We start from the raw sequence: 16,344 nt of genomic DNA on the forward strand, positions 1-16,344 counted from the left end.
GACCGGTCACCACTCGACCGGCAGGCGCGAGGGCTTGCCGTCGGTGGGCGGGACGCCGTAGCGGCCCAGCGCGTAGCCGAGGATCCGGGAGAAGGCGGGACCGGCGATCGTGGCGCCACCACCGTCGACCTGGGGGGCGTGGACGGCGACGTAGACGGTGAACCGGGGGTCGTCGGCCGGTGCGAAGCCCCCGAAGGAGACGGTGGTGGAGCCGTCGTAGCAGCCGCACTCGTCGTCGACCCGCTGCGCGGTGCCGGTCTTGCCCGCGGTGAGGTAGCCCGGGACGGCGGCCATCGGCGCGACGCCGGCGCCCTCGTGGGTGACGCGCTCCATCATCCGCGCGGTCTGGCGTGCGGCCTGCTCGCTGACCACCCGCGTGGCCTCGGCGTTGTCGGTGCCGACCTCGACGCCCTCGTCGGTCGTGGCACTGCCCTGGATCAGGCTGGGCGCGATCCGGACGCCGCCGTTGGCGATGGTGTTGACGGCGGCGGTCATCTGGACGGCGTTGACCGACAGCGACTGGCCGAACGCGACGCGGTCCTTGGTCTGGGAGGTCATCACGTCGCCGTCGGTGAGGATGCCGGGCGACTCGCCGCGGACGCCGACGTCGGTGCGCGAGCCGAGCCCGAAGGCCCGGAGGTAGGTCGTGAGGTCCTGCGGCGTGAACGCGTCGGCCGCGAGCACGGTGCCGATGTTGGACGACTTGGCCAGGATCCCGGTCATCGTCAGCTTGATGTTGCCGTGGTCGAACCAGTCGCCGATCGGCCGGTCCTGGCGGTGCAGCAGCGCCGGCACCCGGAACTTCTGGCGCGGCGTCACCTTGCCGGCGTCGATGAGGGAGGCGACGGTGAGCACCTTCTCCACCGAGCCGGGCTCGTAGGCGTCGTTGAGCGCTCGGGAGCCGAGATCCTCCTTGTCGGCCTCCAGCGGCTCGTTGGCGTCGAAGGTCGGGGCGTCGGCCAGCGCGAGGATCTCGCCGGTGCGGGTGTCCATCACCAGGGCGACGCCGCTGGCGGCCCGGTACTTCTGCAGCGTCTGGCCCAGCACCCGCTGGGTGAACCACTGGAGGTCGAGGTCGAGGGTGGTGCGCAGCGCCTCCCCGTTGCTGGCGGGCACCACGCTGTTCTCGCCGAGCGGCACCCGGTTGCCGCCGCCCACGGTGTAGCGGGCCGTGCCGTCCTGGCCCGCCAGCTGCGCGTCGAAGGTGCGCTCGAAGCCGCCGAGCGGCTCGTCGGTCCCCATGAAGCCGAGCAGGTTGGCGGCCACGTCGTCGGCCGGGTAGTCCCGGATCGGGTCGTCCTCGAGGGTGATCCCCTTGAAGCCGGCCTCGCTCAGCTGGTCCAGCACGTCGCTGGCCAGGGTGCTCGGGACCCGTCGGGCGACGTACTCGTAGCGGCTGCCCTCCTCGCGTCCGCGCAGCGCGCGCAGGGTGCGGAAGTAGTCGACCTGGAGGCCGGTCGAGAGGATCTGTGCGATGGCCGGGGCGTCGTCGGCCGTCATGACCGGGTCGGCGATGACCATCTTGCCCTGGATCGAGTCGGCCAGCGGTACGCCGTTGCGGTCCAGGATGTCGCCGCGCTCGGCCGGGAGGACGACCTGCTGCACACCCTCGGCGGCGGCCATCGCGGCGTACGACTTGGGGTCGATGCCCTGGAGCTGCACGAGCCGGGCGCCGAAGAAGGACAGCACCATCGCGATGAGGATCAGGCCCACCCGCAGGCGCAGCTGCGGCGACCCACGACGTGCGGTGGTCCGGCTGGCGGTCCGGTTGGCGGCGGGCACTCCGTCTCCGTCCTGGCTGGCTGTGGGCTGGCGGGGGTCTGGCTGGGGCTGGTGGGGCCGCTCCAAGTTCTACCCGGAGCGGGGGGTCGGGGCCGTCAGGCCGCGCCGTCAGCGACCGTTGCGGTTCTGCTTCTTCGCCGGCTCCGGAGCCGCCTCGGCGGGCACCTCGGTGGCGGGGACCTCGACGATCGTCGGGGCCGGGGCGAGCACCTCGGGCTTGACCGGGGCCGGGGGGTTGAGGTTGAGGCGGTCCTCTGCGGTGGCCGGCGTCTTCACGCCCTCGACCGACCCGCCGCCCAGGGTGATGAAGGTGGGGGCCGACGGCACGACCATGCCCATCTGCTGCGCCTCCGTCGCGACGCGCTGCGGGTTGCGGAGCTCGTCGAGCTCCATCTGCAGGGTCTGCTGCCGCGCGGCGAGGTCGGTCGCCTCCTTCTCCAGCGCGGTCGCGGCGAAGGACGCCTGCTGCATGGAGGTGTTGAAGAGCAGCAGCCCGACGATGCCACCGACGAGCAGCAGGCTCACCAGGGTCACGAACGGGACCTTGGGGGCGCGGGTGCGGGTGCGCGGGACGACCGAGAGGCGGGCCCGCTCGACGGCCTCCTGCGCGATGCGAGGGACGCGGTGGCGGATCTGGACGGCAGGGCTGCTCATCGGACGGCTCCTCGGTGGGGCTCTCGGGGAAGTACTCGCTCGAGTGCGCGCAGGCGCACCGAGGCGGCTCGGGGGTTCTCCTCGACCTCGTGCTCGTCGGCCTGCTCGGCACCGCGGGTGACGAGGCGGAAGGCCGGCTCGCTCCCCTCGGGCACGAACGGCAGGTCGGGCGGCACGTCGAGGCGGGTGGCGGCGGTGAAGGCCCGCTTGACCAGCCGGTCCTCGAGGGAGTGGTAGGACTCGACGACGACACGGCCGCCGAGGTCGATCGCCTCGATTGCGGCGGGGATGGCGCGGCGGAGCACGGCGAGCTCGTCGTTGACCTCCATGCGCAGGGCCTGGAAGGTGCGCTTGGCGGGGTGTCCCCCGGTACGCCGCGCGGGCGCCGGGATCTCGGCGTACAGCAGCTCGACGAGCCGGGCGCTGGTGGCGAACGGCTCCCGCTCGCGCTCGCGGACCACGGCGTGGGCGATCTTGCGGGCGAACTTCTCCTCGCCGTACTCCTTGAGGACCCGGGTCAGGTCGGCGGCGGAGTAGGTGTTGAGCACCTCGGCGGCCGTGATGCCCGTCGTGCTGTCCATCCGCATGTCCAGCGGCGCGTCCTCGGCGTAGGCGAAGCCGCGCTCGCGCAGGTCGAGCTGCATGGAGGAGACACCGAGGTCGAAGAACACCGCGTCCACCGCGTCGAGGCCCTGGGCGGCGAGGACATCGAGGATCTCGTCGTAGACCGCGTGCACGCCGGTGAACCGGTCCCCGAAGGGTGCGAGGCGTCGTCCGGCCAGCTCGAGCGCGGCCGGGTCGCGGTCGATGCCGATGACACGGGCCCGGGGGCAGTGCTCGAGCACGGCCTCGCTGTGCCCGCCGAGGCCGAGGGTGCAGTCGACCAGGACGGCCCCGTCGCGGTCCAGGGCAGGGCGGAGGAGAGCGACGACCCGGTCGACCAGCACCGGGGCGTGGCTGGGGGTGGTCATCGAGTCAGCCCTGCCGGCCCAGGTGCGAGAGCAGCACGAGCGCGGCGGCGAGCGTGCCCGAGGCCGCGGCGGAGAACGCCATCACCGTGACGGCGTCGCGCGCCTGGTCCCGCACGCGCGGCGGACGACCGGCGATGGAGTGCCCCCTCACGGGTGCGCTCAGGCTCCTGGTGCTCATGGACTCGACCCCACTGACGACTGATGGTGCTGCTGGACGGTGTTGCTGCGGCTGCTCCGGTGCCACCTCGCCAGGTCCCTGCCCGCTCCCTCGAGGGGAAGGCCGTCTGGTGCCGGGGAAGTTGCCCCAGAAGGCGACGGGAGAGCGGGCACGAGACCTGGTGCTGTGGTGCCGGATCAGCTGTTGAGTTGGCGGTGCTGGGTGGTGCCGGGTGGATCAGATACCGGGGAAGACCTCGTCGCTCAGCTCGGAGAACTTCTGCTCCTGCTCCTCCGAGTAGGCGGTCCACGCGGTCGGGTCCCAGATCTCGATGCGGTTCATCGAGCCGATGACCACGACGTCCTTGGTGAGCGACGCGTACTCCCGGAGAGGTCCCGGGATGGAGATGCGGCCCTGCTTGTCAGGGACCTCCTGCGACGCCGCCGCGAACAACATGCGGACGTAGTCACGAGTGCCCTTGTTGGTGACCGGCGCCTCGCGGAGCCGGTCGGTCAGTCGGGAGAAGTCCTCCATCGACCAGACGGTCAGACAGCGCTCCTGCCCCCTGGTCACCACGAGTCCCTCCGTCAGCTGGTCCCTGAACTTCGCGGGGAGGAAGAGCCGGCCCTTCTCGTCCAGCTTGGGCGTGTAGGTGCCGAAGAACATCCGGCACCTCCCACTTCCCTGGCCCTGTGCCCCACTTTCCCCCACTCTACTCCACATCGCTCCACCGTCAACCATTCCACGCGTGTTTCCCCCACCAGTTCGGCCAGTTCCCCACCGGGGTGCACCCCACGACCGGAACCGGGCCACCGAGATCGGCCGAGCGGCGTACGACGGCGAAACCGCAGGTCAGCGGGCCGCGACACGCGTCGGGACGGGCGTCCTGCCGGCCAGGTGGAGTGCCGGTGGGGAGGAATCTCCGCGTCCGGGGGGCTGGCGGTGGAGGAAAGTGGGGCGGATCGTGGGGAAAGGACGGCTGGACCGCCCTCCCCCGTCTGCGACGCGGGTATGTTGCGCGCACGTCATACGGTGGGATGGAGCGTGGGGTCGGCGTGGTGCTGGCCCCTTCTCAGCCAGGGAGTGGGGACAGCACGTGAGCACGTCGATCCAGGACGCGGCGGACGGTGGGGCAGACCTCGAGACGCTGGCGCGCGTCGTCGGCAGGGTCCGGGCCAACATCGAGCACGTCATCGAGGGCAAGCCCGACGTCGTCAACGCCGCACTGGTCGTGCTGCTCGCCGAGGGGCACCTGCTCATCGAGGACGTGCCGGGCGTGGGCAAGACCCAGCTGAGCAAGGCACTGGCCCGCAGCATCGACTCGACCGTGCGGCGCATCCAGTTCACCCCGGACCTGCTGCCCTCGGACGTCACCGGCGTCTCGGTGTTCAACCAGGACACCCGCGAGTTCGAGTTCCGGCCCGGCGGTGTCTTCGCCAACATCGTCGTCGGCGACGAGATCAACCGCGCCTCGCCCAAGACGCAGTCGGCGCTGCTGGAGTGCATGGAGGAGCGCCAGGTCACCGTCGACAACTCGACGTACCTGCTGGAGAAGCCGTTCATGGTGATCGCCACGCAGAACCCCATCGAGATGGAGGGCACCTACGCGCTCCCCGAGGCGCAGCGTGACCGCTTCATGGCCCGCGTGTCGGTGGGCTACCCGGTCGAGGCCGCCGAGCTCGCCATGCTCGGCGCGCACACCACGAACAACCCGCTCGAGGACCTCGAGGCGGTCACCGACGCCGGTGAGATCCGCAAGCTCATCGAGATCGTCGGTCGGGTGCACGTGGCGCCGCCGGTGCAGCGGTACGCCGTGGCGCTCGCCACCGCGACGCGCACCTCTCCCGACCTGCACCTCGGCGCCTCGCCGCGCGCGACCCTCCACCTGGTGCGAGCGGCCAAGGCCGTCGCGGCGATGCACGGGCGCGACTACGTGCTGCCGGACGACGTGCACGGGCTCGCCCGGCCGGTCCTGGCCCACCGGTTGCTGCCGAGCGTCGAGGCGGCCATGGGCGGCCGGTCCAGCGCCTCGATCCTGGACGGCATCGTCACCGGCGTCCCCGTCCCCGAGCCGGGCCGTGCGTGAGGCCCTCGCCGGCCTGACCGTCCGCGGACGGGCGTTCCTGGCTGCGGGCGTCACCACCGTCGTCTGCTCGATGATCGTCGGACAGACGGCGCTGGTCAGGGTCGGCGTGCTCGTCACCGCGCTCCCGCTGGTCACCGCGCTGTGGATCGGGCGGTCCCGCTACCGCCTCGCCCTGGTCCGCACCGTCTCCCCGCAGCTGGTCGCCGCCGGCCAGTCGGCCCGCGTCCAGCTCACCCTGACCAACGAGGCCCGCACGCCCACGGGGGTCCTGCTGCTCGAGGACCACCTCCCCTACGTGCTGGGCCCCCGACCGCGGTTCGTGCTGGAGGGCATCGGCCACGGGTGGCGCCGGCACGTGAGCTATGCCGTGCGCTCGGACGTGCGCGGGCACTTCGACGTCGGCCCGATGACGGTCCGGGTCACCGACCCCTTCGGCCTGATCGAGCTCGGCCGGGCCTTCCACACCACCGCGTCGCTCACCGTCACCCCGCGCACCGTGCCGCTGCCCGCCATCCCCCTCGGCGGGGCCTGGACCGGCTCGGGCGACAACCGGCCCCGCTCGTTCGCCACCGGCAGCGCGGAGGACGTCACCGTGCGCGAGTACCGCCGCGGCGACGACCTGCGCCGGGTGCACTGGCGCAGCTCGGCCCGGGTGGGCGAGCTGATGGTCCGCCGTGAGGAGCAGCCCTGGCAGTCGCGCGCCACGGTCTTCCTGGACAACCGCCTCATCGCCCACCGTGGCCAGGGGGTCGCCTCGTCGCTCGAGGCGGCGGTCTCCGCCGCCGCGTCGGTGGCGGTGCACCTCGCGCAGCGCGGGTACGCCGTACGCCTCGTGACTGCCGCGGGCGAGGAGCCCGGGACCGCGTGGCACGAGCGCAGCGCGGCGGTCAACACCGCTCCCCTCCTCGAGGCCCTGGCCGTCGTGCAGATCGACCACTCCCCCCGGCTGGACACCAGCTGGCTGGCCGAGGCCGGCCAGGGCGGGCTCCTCGTGGCGGTGCTGGGCCACGTCACCGACGGCGACGCGCCGTTCCTCAAGCGCCTGCAGCACCACGCGGGCACGACCGCCGCGATCGCGCTCGACGTCGACCGGTGGGCTCCTCACCTGCCGCCGTCGGCGACCGGCAGCACGGCCTCGGCCCTGGCGGCCCAGGGTTGGCGAGCGGTCACCCTCACCCCCCAGGACCACCTCGAGGTGGTCTGGCGCGAGCTCGGTCGGCTCGGCAAGCGGGAGCGGGTGGGCGCATGAGCCACCACGCGAGGCTCGGACCCGCGATGCTGCTGGCGGTCCTCACCGCCGGGACCACCTGGCTGACGCTGCTCTCCTGGCGGATCCTGACCTCCGACGCCGCCTCGGTGACGATGCCGCTCCTGCTCCTGGCGGCCGCCATCGCCGTGGGCGGCGCGACTGCCCGCTGGATCCGCGTCCCGCTCCCGGTGGTCGTGCTGGGCCAGGTGGTCGTCTCGGCCCTGTGGCTGCTCTTCGTGGTAACCGGGTCGGTGCTGCCTACCGGCGCTGCGATCGGCGCCTTCAGCGACGCCTTCAGCGCCGGGCTCGAGTCGGCACGCCTGTACGAGGCGCCCGTGCCACCGTCGGTGCCACCGGTGCACGCGTTGCTGCTCGTCGGCGGCGCGCTGACGCTGCTGGCCACGGACCTGCTGGCCTGCACCCTGCGTCGCGTGCCGCTCGCCGGGCTGGTGCTGCTCACGGCCTACTCCGTCCCGGTCTCGGTCACCGGCCAGGGTCCCTCGTGGGTGACCTTCGTGCTCATCACGGCCGGCTTCCTGGGCATGCTCTTCATCGCCCACGAGGAGCAGGTCACCCGCTGGGGCCGCGAGACGGGCGACGAGGACGCCGACCCCACCGGCTTCGGGGTGCGCACCGGCGCGGTCCGGACCTCCGCCGTCGCCATCGGCGCCACCGCCACCGCGACGGCCCTGGCCCTGCCGATCCTCATCCCCACGCTGGACCTGGCCCTGCTCGACGGCCCCGGCCCCGGCACCCGGGAGATCCAGGTCGCCGACCCGATGGTCGACCTGCGTCGCGACCTGGCGCGAGGCCAGGACATCCCGCTCGTCTACGTGAGCACCCCTCGCGAGCGGCCGACGTACCTCCGGCTCTCCGTCCTCACCCGCTTCAACGGCGACACGTGGACGCCGGGTGACCGCGACATCCCCGAGACCCAGGTCTCCCGTGGCGAGATGCCCCCGCTGGACGGCGTGGGCTCCGCAGTGACGCGCGTCGAGGCGCCCTACCGCGTGCGGGTCACCCAGGACTTCGAGTCGACCTGGCTGCCGACCACGGCCCACGTCGCGGACATGCAGGCCGCGGGCGACTGGCGCTACGACACCTCGACGATGGACTTCATCAGCGCGGACGAGGACGTGACGACGGCCGGGAAGGTCTACGAGTTCACCGGCGTCTCGCTCGAGCTCGACGCCACCGACCTGGACCGGGCCGTCTCCGGCGCCGCCGACGTGCGCTCGGCCTACCTCGAGGTGCCGTCGTCGGTGTCGAGCGACGTGCGGACGCTCGCCGCCGCGGTCACCGGGGACGCCGCCACCCGCTTCCGCAAGGCGCGGGCGCTGCAGCAGTGGTTCCGCCAGGACGGTGGCTTCCGGTACGACGACACCGCCATCGAGGACTCCGACGCCGGCGACCTCGACGGCTTCCTCGACGAGTCCGGGCGCGTCGGCTACTGCGAGCAGTTCGCGGCCTCGATGGCGATCATGGCGCGCATCATCGGCATCCCGGCCCGGGTGGCGGTGGGCTTCCTGGAGCCGCGGCCGGCGGGCCCCGGCACGTGGGAGTTCTCCTCCCACGACCTGCACGCCTGGCCCGAGCTGTTCTTCCCCGGGTCCGGTTGGGTGCGCTTCGAGCCCACCCCCGGCCAGCGCGCCGAGAACGTGCCTTCCTACACGCGCGGCGAGCTCGCGGAGATCGAGGAGCCGTCGGTCTCCCCCGGAGCGACCCGGACGTCCGAGGCGTTGCCGCAGCGCGGTCAGGAGACCCAGCCGGAGGCCACCTCGGCCCAGGACGACGAGGGTCTCCCGATCCCGTGGTGGCCGGTGGCGCTGGTCCTCGGCGTGGTCCTGCTGGCGGTGCTGGTCCTCGTGGTCCCCGGCGTCGTCCGGCGGCGGCGTCGCGAGCGACGGCTCGCCGGTGGCGTCGAGGAGGCGTGGGAGGAGCTGCGTGACCTGGCCGTCGACCTCGGGCACGGTTGGCCGGGCGGCCGCTCGCCCCGCACCATCGGCGGCTGGCTGGGCGACCGGTTCGGCGCCCCGGGCGCGGAGGCCGAGCGCTCCGACCGTCCCCGCCGGGGCCGGGAGCTCACCCCCGAGGCCGCCTCCGCCCTCGACCGCCTGGTCCACGAGCTGGAGCAGGCCCGCTACGCGCGCACGTCGACACCCAGCGACTCCCACGTCCGGGCGGCCGACGTCGCGGCCGTCGAGGCCGCGCTCGTCGCGGGGGTGTCGCCCCGGGTCGCCCGTCGGGCGCGCCGGTGGCCGCGTTCGCTGCGGCCCGCGCCGCACCGTCCCGCCACCGAGGTCGTCGCTCGCGCGCCCGCCGAGGAGCGGGAGCTCGTCGGCTGAGACCGTTCGTCGTACGCGGTCGGACGTCACGCGGGACAGGGCCTCTGGGTCGCCAGGCGCGTGACGTCCGACGAGGTGGCGGTCGGGGCTACCGCGGTGTCGGACGTCCGGGGCGGCTTCGGCGGGACGTCCGACGAGGTAGGCGCTCCAGGTCGACCGGCGCATGACGTCTGCGGCGGCGTCGTACGAGGCGGGGGCTACACGTCAACCGACGTATGACGTCCGGGCCGGTGTACGACGCGCGAGGGTACGGCGGCCCGGCGGGCGGGTGGCCTGTGTCAGAAGGGGCCGTTGTCGCGGCGGCGGCGCCAGCGCTCGTCCATGCGCTCCATGAAGGAGCCGGAGGCCTTGGGGCGGCGGGCCCTCTGGAAGCGCTGCGACTTGCCGGCCTTGCCGCCGTCGACCACGCCGAAGCCGGTGTGGCGGGTGTCGCGCATGTGCGGCCCGGAGGCGGCGGGGTGTCGCAGGGCGGTCACGGCGACGGCCGCCGCGGCCAGCATCACGAGGAAGCCGACGATGCCCAGCGGGGTCAGGTGGAAGATCACACCGCCGGTGAGCATGGCCATGCCGGCGACGAACACGACGCCGGACGCGATCGCACGGCGACGGGCCGCTCGCTGCATCGCGGTGCCACGCAGCGTGGAGGCCAGCTTGGGGTCCTCCGCAACCAGCGCGCGCTCCATCTGCTCGAGCATCCGCAGCTCTTCCTCAGACAGCCCTGGCATCGTGACCTCCTCCACCAACACCTGGTGTGCCAGCCGTGTGACAAGTCTAGGCACGCCATGGGCAACCGGGTAGCCGCCCGCCGAAATTGACCCCCTTGGGATGGGATCACATCAGGCTCGCTGGCCGGACGGCCGCCTTCCCGAACCTCCGCGTGGCCCGGTCGACCGCCCGGTCGGCCTCGGACCACCCGTGCTCGGGCTCCCCCAGCACCAGCTGGCGGTGGACCGAGCCGCGCGGCACCAACCCCTCGACCCGGACCCCGACCAGCCGCAGGCGCGCACGCTGGAGGCCCAGCGCGTCGTAGAGACGGGTGGCGGCGCGGTAGACCTCGACCGTGACGTCGGTGGCCTCCGGGAGGGTGCGCGATCGGGTGATCGTGGTGAAGTCGGCGAACCTGACCCGGATCGTCACCGTGCGGCCGGCCACGCCGGCGGTGCGCATCCGCCCGGTCACCCGGTGGGAGAGGCGCAACAGCTCCCGGACGATCACCTCCCGGTCGTCGGTGTCTCGGGCGAAGGTCTCGTCGGCCCCCATCGAGCGGTCCGGCTCGAAGGGTCCCGACCGAGGGGTGAGGGTCCGGCGGTCGGTCCCCCAGGCCAGGTCGTGGAGCTGGCCGCCCAGGTGGTGGCCGACCGCCCGCTGGAGGGTCCGCAGCGGCGTGTGGGCGACGTCGCCGACCGTCACGAGCCCGAGCCGGTGGAGCATCTCGCGGGTCTTGTCGCCCACGCCCCACAGCTCGCCGACGTCGAGGGGGTGCAGGAAGGAGGTGACGCGCTCGGGCGGCACGACCACCACGCCGTCGGGCTTGGCGCGTCGGCTCGCCAGCTTGGCCACCGACACCGACGCCGCCACGCCCACCGAGCAGGTGATGCCCTGCTCGTCGTGGATGGTGGCGCGCAGCAGCGCCGCGATGTCACCGGGCGAGCCGAGCCGTCGCGTCGACCCGCGGACGTCGAGGAACGCCTCGTCGAGCGAGACCACCTCCACCAGCGGGGTGGTCCGGCGGAAGTTCTCCATCACCGAGGACGACACGGCGGCGAAGGTCTCGAAGTCGGGGGCGATCACCACGGCGTCCGGGCACAGCCGCCGCGCCCGGGTCATCGGCAGCGCCGAGCGGACGCCGTACTGCCGGGCGAGGTAGTTGGCCGAGAGCACCACCCCTCGGCTGCCGCCGCCGACGATCACCGGCACGTCGGCCAGGTCGGGGCGGTCGCGGGTCGCCACCGAGGCGTAGAACGCGTCCATGTCGACGTGCAGCAGCGGCGCCCGCCAGGACGGGTCCGATCCGGGCCGTGTGGCGGTCACGGCGACCGCCCGGGATCAGGCGCGGGCGAGGAGGTGGAGCTGCGTGGCGAGCGGGAAGTACTCGGACCGGGTCGACACCGCCTGCTCGAGGGCGACCAGTGCGGCGGTGGCACCCGGCTCGAGGTCGAGCAGGGAGCCGGGGACGAGGTCGGCGAACACACGGACGGCGTGCACCGAGGTGGTCTCGAGGCCGGCACCGTCGAGCAGCGGCTCGAGCTCCTCGAGGGTGAAGCGGTGCCCGGCGCGACCGTGCTGGCCGGAGGCACCGGAAGCCCCCGTGTCGAGGAGGTCGCGGGCGGCCTGGAAGTGGCCGGCCATCGCCCGCGCGACCACGGCTGCGTGGCGCTGGGCGACCAGCAGGCTGAGGTGCCCGCCCGGGCGCAGCACCCCGGCGATGGCCGCCAGCGCGGCGGCGGGGTCGTCGACGACCTCGAGCACGCCGTGGCACAGGACCAGGTCGACGCTGTCGGCCTCGACGAGGCCGGGGAGGTCACCGAGGTCGCCCTGCTGACCGGTGACGCGATCCGCGACGCCGCTCTCCCGGGCCCGTCGGTCCAGGGCGGCCAGGGCGTCAGGGCTGGGGTCGATGACCCGGACGTGGTGCCCCAGCTCGGCCAGGGGGACGGCGAACCCGCCGGTGCCGCCACCGATGTCGACGATCCGGGACCGGGGTGCGCGGTCGGCCTCGGTGTCGGTGTCGGTGAGGGAGGCCTCCAGCACCTCGCGGACCGCTGACCACACCACACCGGTGCGGACGGACTGACGGCGCTCGCTGGCTGACATGGGGGCAACCCTAGTGGGGTCGCCGGCACGACCAGCGGCACGTCCGGCGTCATCCCGGGCTCCCGGGACTGCGGTGCCACAGCGTGCGGGCGACCTCCGCGGTCAGGCCTCCGGGCGTCCGACGCCCGTCCCCACCGGCCGGCCGGACGTCGGCGTAGGGCGACATCCGGAAGCCGCTGGAGTGGACCAGGACCCGCCTGGGCTCGGGGTCGTCGGGGTCGCGCCAGCCCACGGGGACCCGGTCGATCTCGGCACGGACCGCCGCGAGGGCGGCGTCCCGGCGGCGCTCGCGCTGCCACAGCGCGTGCAGGTCGGGCAGGGCCCAGGCGCCGGTGGCCCGCAGGGAGACCCCACGCCGCCCGGTGCGTCGCAGCTCACCGCGGACCACGAGTAGCCACGAGTGGAAGACGGTGGCGGCGTAGGGCCCCTGGACGTCCTCGAAGAACGTGGCGTCCACCGGGCCGGTGCCGTCGTCGAGGGTGAGGAAGACGACCCGACGCCCCGACCGGATCGGCGGGGTCTGGGTGGCGACCTTGACGCCGGCGACGAGCAGCTCGGCGCGGCTGCGCCGGCGCAGCAGGTCGCGGCTGCGGGTGGTGCCGAGGGCGTCGAGGAAGTCGGCGTACGGCGCGATCGCGTGCTGGCTGACGTCGAGGCCCAGGATCTCCAGCTCGGCGCGCATCCGCTCGTCGGTGGTCATCTCGGGCAGGCCGGTGACGGGCTCGGCCGCACCCGGCTCGTCACCGAGCCGGAGCGTCAGCTGGACCGACTCGGCCGCGCGGACGGGTCGTGCCGCCTCGGACTGGGCGGCCGCCCGCACGGCCGGGTCGGAGCTGGTGCGCCGGGCCGCGTCCAGCACGGTCTGCTCGGGCCGCACCGGGGCGGAGACCCGGCGCGCCGCCAGGCCGCGGCCGCGGGACGTGCGGTCGAGCATCCGGGCGTGCCGGTCGAGCTCGGCGACCTGGAGCAGCAGGTCGCGCCGCGTCAGCCGCCCCCGCGGCCGGACCTCGTGGTCCCCCGCGGTGATCCGGTAGAGCTCGTCGAAGGCGCCGGCCAGCACGAGCCGCTCGAGCACCGGACGGGAGACCCGGGCCCGGGCGTGGAAGTCGCTGAGCGAGACGTAGGGCGTCGTGCACCCGGCCCCGGTGCCGCCCCGGGCGGAGACGATCCGGGACACCTCGGCCTCGCTGACGCCCTTGACCTCGGCGAGCGCGAGCCGGATCGCGTAGGTGTCGCCCTCGACGTGCTCGACGACGTAGGGCGCCTCGGAGGCGTTGACGTCGAGGCCGCGCACGACGACCCCGAACTGGCGGGCGTCGTCGAGGATCAACCGCTTGGGGTACATCCCCGGGTCGTGGGTCAGCACACCGGCCAGGAAGTGCGCCGGCCAGTGGGCCTTGAGCCACGCCGACTGGTAGGTGGGCAGCGCGAATGCCGCCGCGTGCGCCTTGCAGAAGCCGAACGAGGCGAACGCCGCGACGACGTCCCACAGGCGGGACACCAGCGGGAGGTCGTAGCCGCGGGCGAGCGCGCGGGGGAAGAACCAGACCTTGGTCTCGGCCATCCCCTCGACGTCACCGAGCGCGCGGCGCTTCTCGTCGGCCTCGGCGTAGGAGACCCCGGCGAGGAGCGCGATGATCTCGATGACCTGCTCGTGGAAGACCACGACGCCCTGGGTCTGCTCGAGGATCGGGCGCAGGTCGTCGTGGATGTAGTGCACGGTCTTCCAGCCCTGCTTGGCCTCGAGGTAGGGAGTGATCATGTCGCTCTTGACCGGCCCGGGCCGGAAGAGCGAGATGTCGGTGATGATGTCGCCGAACGACTCGATGCCCGACTTGCCCACCAGCTCGCGCTGGCCCGGCGACTCGATCTGGAAGACGCCCAGGGTGCGCGCCGAGCTGATCATCGAGAAGGTCGTGCCGTCGTCGAAGGGCACCTGGACCTCGTCGTCGAGGTCGATCTCGACCCCGTCGACGCGCGAGATCTCCGCGACCGCGTGCGCCATCGCCGACTGCATGCGGATGCCGAGCACGTCGAGCTTGAGCAGCCCGAGCGCCTCCACGTCGTCCTTGTCGAACTGGCTCATCGGGAACCCGGCGTACGACGCCTCCACCGGCGTGCGGGAGAGCAGGGTGTCGTCGGAGAGGAGCACCCCGCACGGGTGGACGGCGACGTGCCGCGGCAACCCGTCGAGCCGCTCGACCAGCCGGAACATCAGGTCGAGGCGCTCGCCAGCCAGGCCGCTGGCCCGCAGCTCGGGCAGCTCGCGCAACGCCGTGCGGGCGTCGCGCGCCCGGATGTGCGGGAACGCCTTGGCGATCGCGTCGACCTCGCCGGGCGGCATGCCGAGGGCCGCGCCGACGTCGCGGACGGCGTGCCGGACACGGTAGGTGTCCATCATCGACACGCACACGCAGCGCTCGCCGCCGTAGCGCTGCAGGATCGCCTCGTAGACCTCGAGCCGACGGGCGGACTCCACGTCGATGTCGATGTCGGGCAGCGAGGCCCGCAGCGGGGAGAGGAACCGCTCCATCAGCAGCCCGTGCCGGATCGGGTCGACCCCGGAGACGCCGAGGAGGTAGTTGACCAGGCTGCCGGCGCCCGACCCGCGCGCGGCCCGGCGCACGCCCATCTCGCCGATGAGGTCTGTGATGTCGGCGACGGTGAGGAAGTAGGAGGCGTAGCCGAGCCCGCGGATGAGCTCGAGCTCGTCGTCGAGGCGCTTCCAGATGCGCTGGCGGGGAGCCTGGCCGTAGCGCCACCCGACGGCGGCCTCGCAGCGGGACCGCAGCATGGCGTGCGCCGACTCCGCCGACGTGCCGAGGTCCGGGAAGTGCACCTCGCCCAGCCCGAGGTCGGCGCGCGGGTCGAGCGCGCACCGGTCGGCCACCGCCCGGGTGCGCGCGAGCAGCCGACGCGCCTCGGTGCCGGTGTCGTGGGCGAGCCCGGCCATCCGGCACACCTCCTCGGCGACCTCCTGCATCTGCTTGCCGGACTTGAGGAAGCCCTCGGCGTTGGCTCGGTCGACGTGGCGGCGGTCGAGGGCGACAAGGCGCCTCGCCGCGTCGAGGACGTCGACGGTGGGGGCGTCGAGCCGGTCGGCGTACCGCACCGCGTTGGTCAGGACGGTGGCCAGCCCCGCGCGACGGGCGACGCCGACCATCCGGGCGGCGTGTGGGGACGTGCCCGGACCCCAGCCACCTGCGCCGCTCCCGCCACCGGGGAGCCGGTGGGAGACGAGCTCGACGACGAGGTTGTCGCGGGGCACCACCTCGCGCCACGGCGCCAGCGCCGCCAGCGCGAGGTCGTCGCGGCGGCGGGTCGCGGCGACGCCGACCTCCGAGCCGGGGCCGAGCAGCACCACGACGTCGCCGCCGCCCAGGTGCGGGGCCAGGACCTCGATCGTGGCCACGGGCCGGCCGCGCTCGCCGGAGAGGTGGGTCTCGGAGACCATCCGGCAGATCGCCGCCCAGCCGGCCCGGCCGCTGGCCAGGAACGTCACCCGCGGCAGGCCGCCCCGGTGGGCCGGCAGGTCGCGGTGGGCCCCGCCGCGCACCGGGGTGCGCGCCGGGACACCGCGACCGGCGGTCCCCACAGCGCCGGCGGGAGCGACCGCCAGGTCGACGCCGAGCACCGGCCGGATCCCGGCCTGCTGGCAGGCCTGGACGAACTTCACCGCACCGTAGGTGCCGTCGCGGTCGGTGAGGGCGAGCGCGTCCATCTCGTGCTCCACGGCGCGCTCGACGAGGACGTGCGGGTGGGACGCGCCGTACTGCAGGGAGTAGCCGGAGGCCACGTGGAGATGGACGAAGGGGTCAGGCGACACCGCTCTGCCCGGACACGTGGCTCGCGACCGCGGGCGCGTGCGGCACGAGCCCCAGCGACTGCTCGACCACGGCGAGGAACCGGTCGGCGTCCCGCACCAGGTCGTCGGCCTCCCGCTCGGTCACCGCACGGGTCGAGCCGGCCTCGGCCGCGGCCCGCTTGCTCGCGCCCGCGGCGAAGAACCGGGCCCACTCCTCGAGCTCGGGGGCGACCTCGGCCAGCAGGACCCATGCGTTCTTCTGGCGACGGGCGCGGGGGGCCGGGTGCGCGCGGGCGGCCAGCAGGGCCGCGGTCGCACGCAGGGCGGCCACGTGGGCGCAGGCGTAGCGGCTCGGCACGTCCCGGGCCGCGATCGACTCCTGCAGCGACTCGGCCGCGCGGGCGAGGTAGGCGTGGGTGGTCGCCGGCAGGAGGTGGGGGTTGAGGGTCTGGGGACCGGTCCGGGTCCAGGTCGTGGTCAT

At 73.8% G+C, this 16,344-nt stretch carries 13 protein-coding genes; 3 read left to right on the plus strand and 10 right to left on the minus strand.

Going from position 1 to position 16,344, the window contains the following annotated elements:
* Nucleotides 1–6: 6 nt before the first annotated feature.
* From DAI17_RS17865 to mraZ, 5 genes are all read right to left on the minus strand, one after another.
* Nucleotides 7–1,782: a peptidoglycan D,D-transpeptidase FtsI family protein gene (locus tag DAI17_RS17865; protein WP_234412579.1), complete on the minus strand. Its 1,776-nt coding sequence runs from the start codon at nt 1,780–1,782 to the stop codon at nt 7–9.
* A gap of 108 nt (nt 1,783–1,890) precedes the next feature.
* Nucleotides 1,891–2,436 carry a hypothetical protein gene (locus tag DAI17_RS17870; protein ID WP_107774581.1) on the minus strand — a complete coding sequence of 182 codons (546 nt, stop codon included), beginning with the start codon at nt 2,434–2,436 and terminating at the stop codon, nt 1,891–1,893.
* Nucleotides 2,433–3,407 carry a 16S rRNA (cytosine(1402)-N(4))-methyltransferase RsmH gene (gene rsmH / locus DAI17_RS17875; RefSeq protein WP_107774582.1) on the minus strand — a complete coding sequence of 325 codons (975 nt, stop codon included), beginning with the start codon at nt 3,405–3,407 and terminating at the stop codon, nt 2,433–2,435. The genes DAI17_RS17870 and rsmH overlap by 4 nt, the downstream gene beginning before the upstream one ends.
* Nucleotides 3,408–3,411: 4 nt before the next feature.
* Nucleotides 3,412–3,585 carry a hypothetical protein gene (locus tag DAI17_RS21090; protein ID WP_159081620.1) on the minus strand — a complete coding sequence of 58 codons (174 nt, stop codon included), beginning with the start codon at nt 3,583–3,585 and terminating at the stop codon, nt 3,412–3,414.
* 216 nt (nt 3,586–3,801) lie between these two features.
* Complete coding sequence (mraZ, locus tag DAI17_RS17880) at nt 3,802–4,230, minus strand: division/cell wall cluster transcriptional repressor MraZ (protein ID WP_107774583.1); 429 nt, start codon at nt 4,228–4,230, stop codon at nt 3,802–3,804.
* Between the two features lie 430 nt (nt 4,231–4,660).
* Here mraZ and DAI17_RS17885 point away from each other — a divergent pair, with 430 nt between their 5' ends.
* The 3 genes from DAI17_RS17885 to DAI17_RS17895 are packed head-to-tail and all read left to right on the plus strand — an operon-like array spanning nt 4,661 to nt 9,244.
* Nucleotides 4,661–5,650 (plus strand): AAA family ATPase, encoded by a 990-nt coding sequence (locus tag DAI17_RS17885; protein WP_407669750.1) that lies wholly within the window; start codon nt 4,661–4,663, stop codon nt 5,648–5,650.
* Nucleotides 5,643–6,899, plus strand: coding sequence for a DUF58 domain-containing protein (locus tag DAI17_RS17890; RefSeq protein WP_107774584.1), 1,257 nt, complete (start codon nt 5,643–5,645; stop codon nt 6,897–6,899). The genes DAI17_RS17885 and DAI17_RS17890 overlap by 8 nt, the downstream gene beginning before the upstream one ends.
* Nucleotides 6,896–9,244 carry a transglutaminase family protein gene (locus tag DAI17_RS17895; RefSeq protein ID WP_159081621.1) on the plus strand — a complete coding sequence of 783 codons (2,349 nt, stop codon included), beginning with the start codon at nt 6,896–6,898 and terminating at the stop codon, nt 9,242–9,244. Before DAI17_RS17890 ends, DAI17_RS17895 begins: the two co-directional genes overlap by 4 nt.
* A 278-nt stretch (nt 9,245–9,522) precedes the next feature.
* Here the strand turns inward: DAI17_RS17895 and DAI17_RS17900 are convergent, their stop codons facing one another.
* From DAI17_RS17900 to DAI17_RS17920, 5 genes are all read right to left on the minus strand, one after another.
* Entirely contained in the window at nt 9,523–9,969 is a 447-nt protein-coding gene (locus DAI17_RS17900; protein ID WP_107774680.1) for a DUF3040 domain-containing protein, read from the minus strand.
* 106 nt (nt 9,970–10,075) lie between these two features.
* Nucleotides 10,076–11,275 carry a DNA polymerase IV gene (dinB, locus tag DAI17_RS17905; RefSeq protein ID WP_234412580.1) on the minus strand — a complete coding sequence of 400 codons (1,200 nt, stop codon included), beginning with the start codon at nt 11,273–11,275 and terminating at the stop codon, nt 10,076–10,078.
* 15 nt (nt 11,276–11,290) lie between these two features.
* Complete coding sequence (locus DAI17_RS17910; protein ID WP_107774586.1) at nt 11,291–12,058, minus strand: methyltransferase domain-containing protein; 768 nt, start codon at nt 12,056–12,058, stop codon at nt 11,291–11,293.
* A gap of 49 nt (nt 12,059–12,107) precedes the next feature.
* The gene (locus tag DAI17_RS17915; RefSeq protein WP_107774587.1) at nt 12,108–15,884 is read right to left on the minus strand and encodes a DNA polymerase III subunit alpha; all 3,777 of its coding nucleotides are present in this window, start codon (nt 15,882–15,884) and stop codon (nt 12,108–12,110) included.
* Entirely contained in the window at nt 15,874–16,344 is a 471-nt protein-coding gene (locus tag DAI17_RS17920; protein ID WP_107774682.1) for an SAV_6107 family HEPN domain-containing protein, read from the minus strand. Before DAI17_RS17920 ends, DAI17_RS17915 begins: the two co-directional genes overlap by 11 nt.

The sequence above is a fragment of the Nocardioides sediminis genome (assembly GCF_003047295.1).
GTDB lineage: Bacteria > Actinomycetota > Actinomycetes > Propionibacteriales > Nocardioidaceae > Nocardioides > Nocardioides sediminis.

Coding starts and splice junctions, on each gene's coding strand:
- DAI17_RS17870 (WP_107774581.1), bottom strand. CDS start 2,436: ATGAGCAGCCCTGCCGTCCAGATCCGCCACCGCGTCCCTCGCATCGCG.
- rsmH (WP_107774582.1), bottom strand. CDS start 3,407: ATGACCACCCCCAGCCACGCCCCGGTGCTGGTCGACCGGGTCGTCGCT.
- DAI17_RS21090 (WP_159081620.1), bottom strand. CDS start 3,585: ATGAGCACCAGGAGCCTGAGCGCACCCGTGAGGGGGCACTCCATCGCC.
- mraZ (WP_107774583.1), bottom strand. CDS start 4,230: ATGTTCTTCGGCACCTACACGCCCAAGCTGGACGAGAAGGGCCGGCTC.
- DAI17_RS17895 (WP_159081621.1), top strand. CDS start 6,896: ATGAGCCACCACGCGAGGCTCGGACCCGCGATGCTGCTGGCGGTCCTC.
- DAI17_RS17900 (WP_107774680.1), bottom strand. CDS start 9,969: ATGCCAGGGCTGTCTGAGGAAGAGCTGCGGATGCTCGAGCAGATGGAG.
- DAI17_RS17910 (WP_107774586.1), bottom strand. CDS start 12,058: ATGTCAGCCAGCGAGCGCCGTCAGTCCGTCCGCACCGGTGTGGTGTGG.
- DAI17_RS17920 (WP_107774682.1), bottom strand. CDS start 16,344: ATGACCACGACCTGGACCCGGACCGGTCCCCAGACCCTCAACCCCCAC.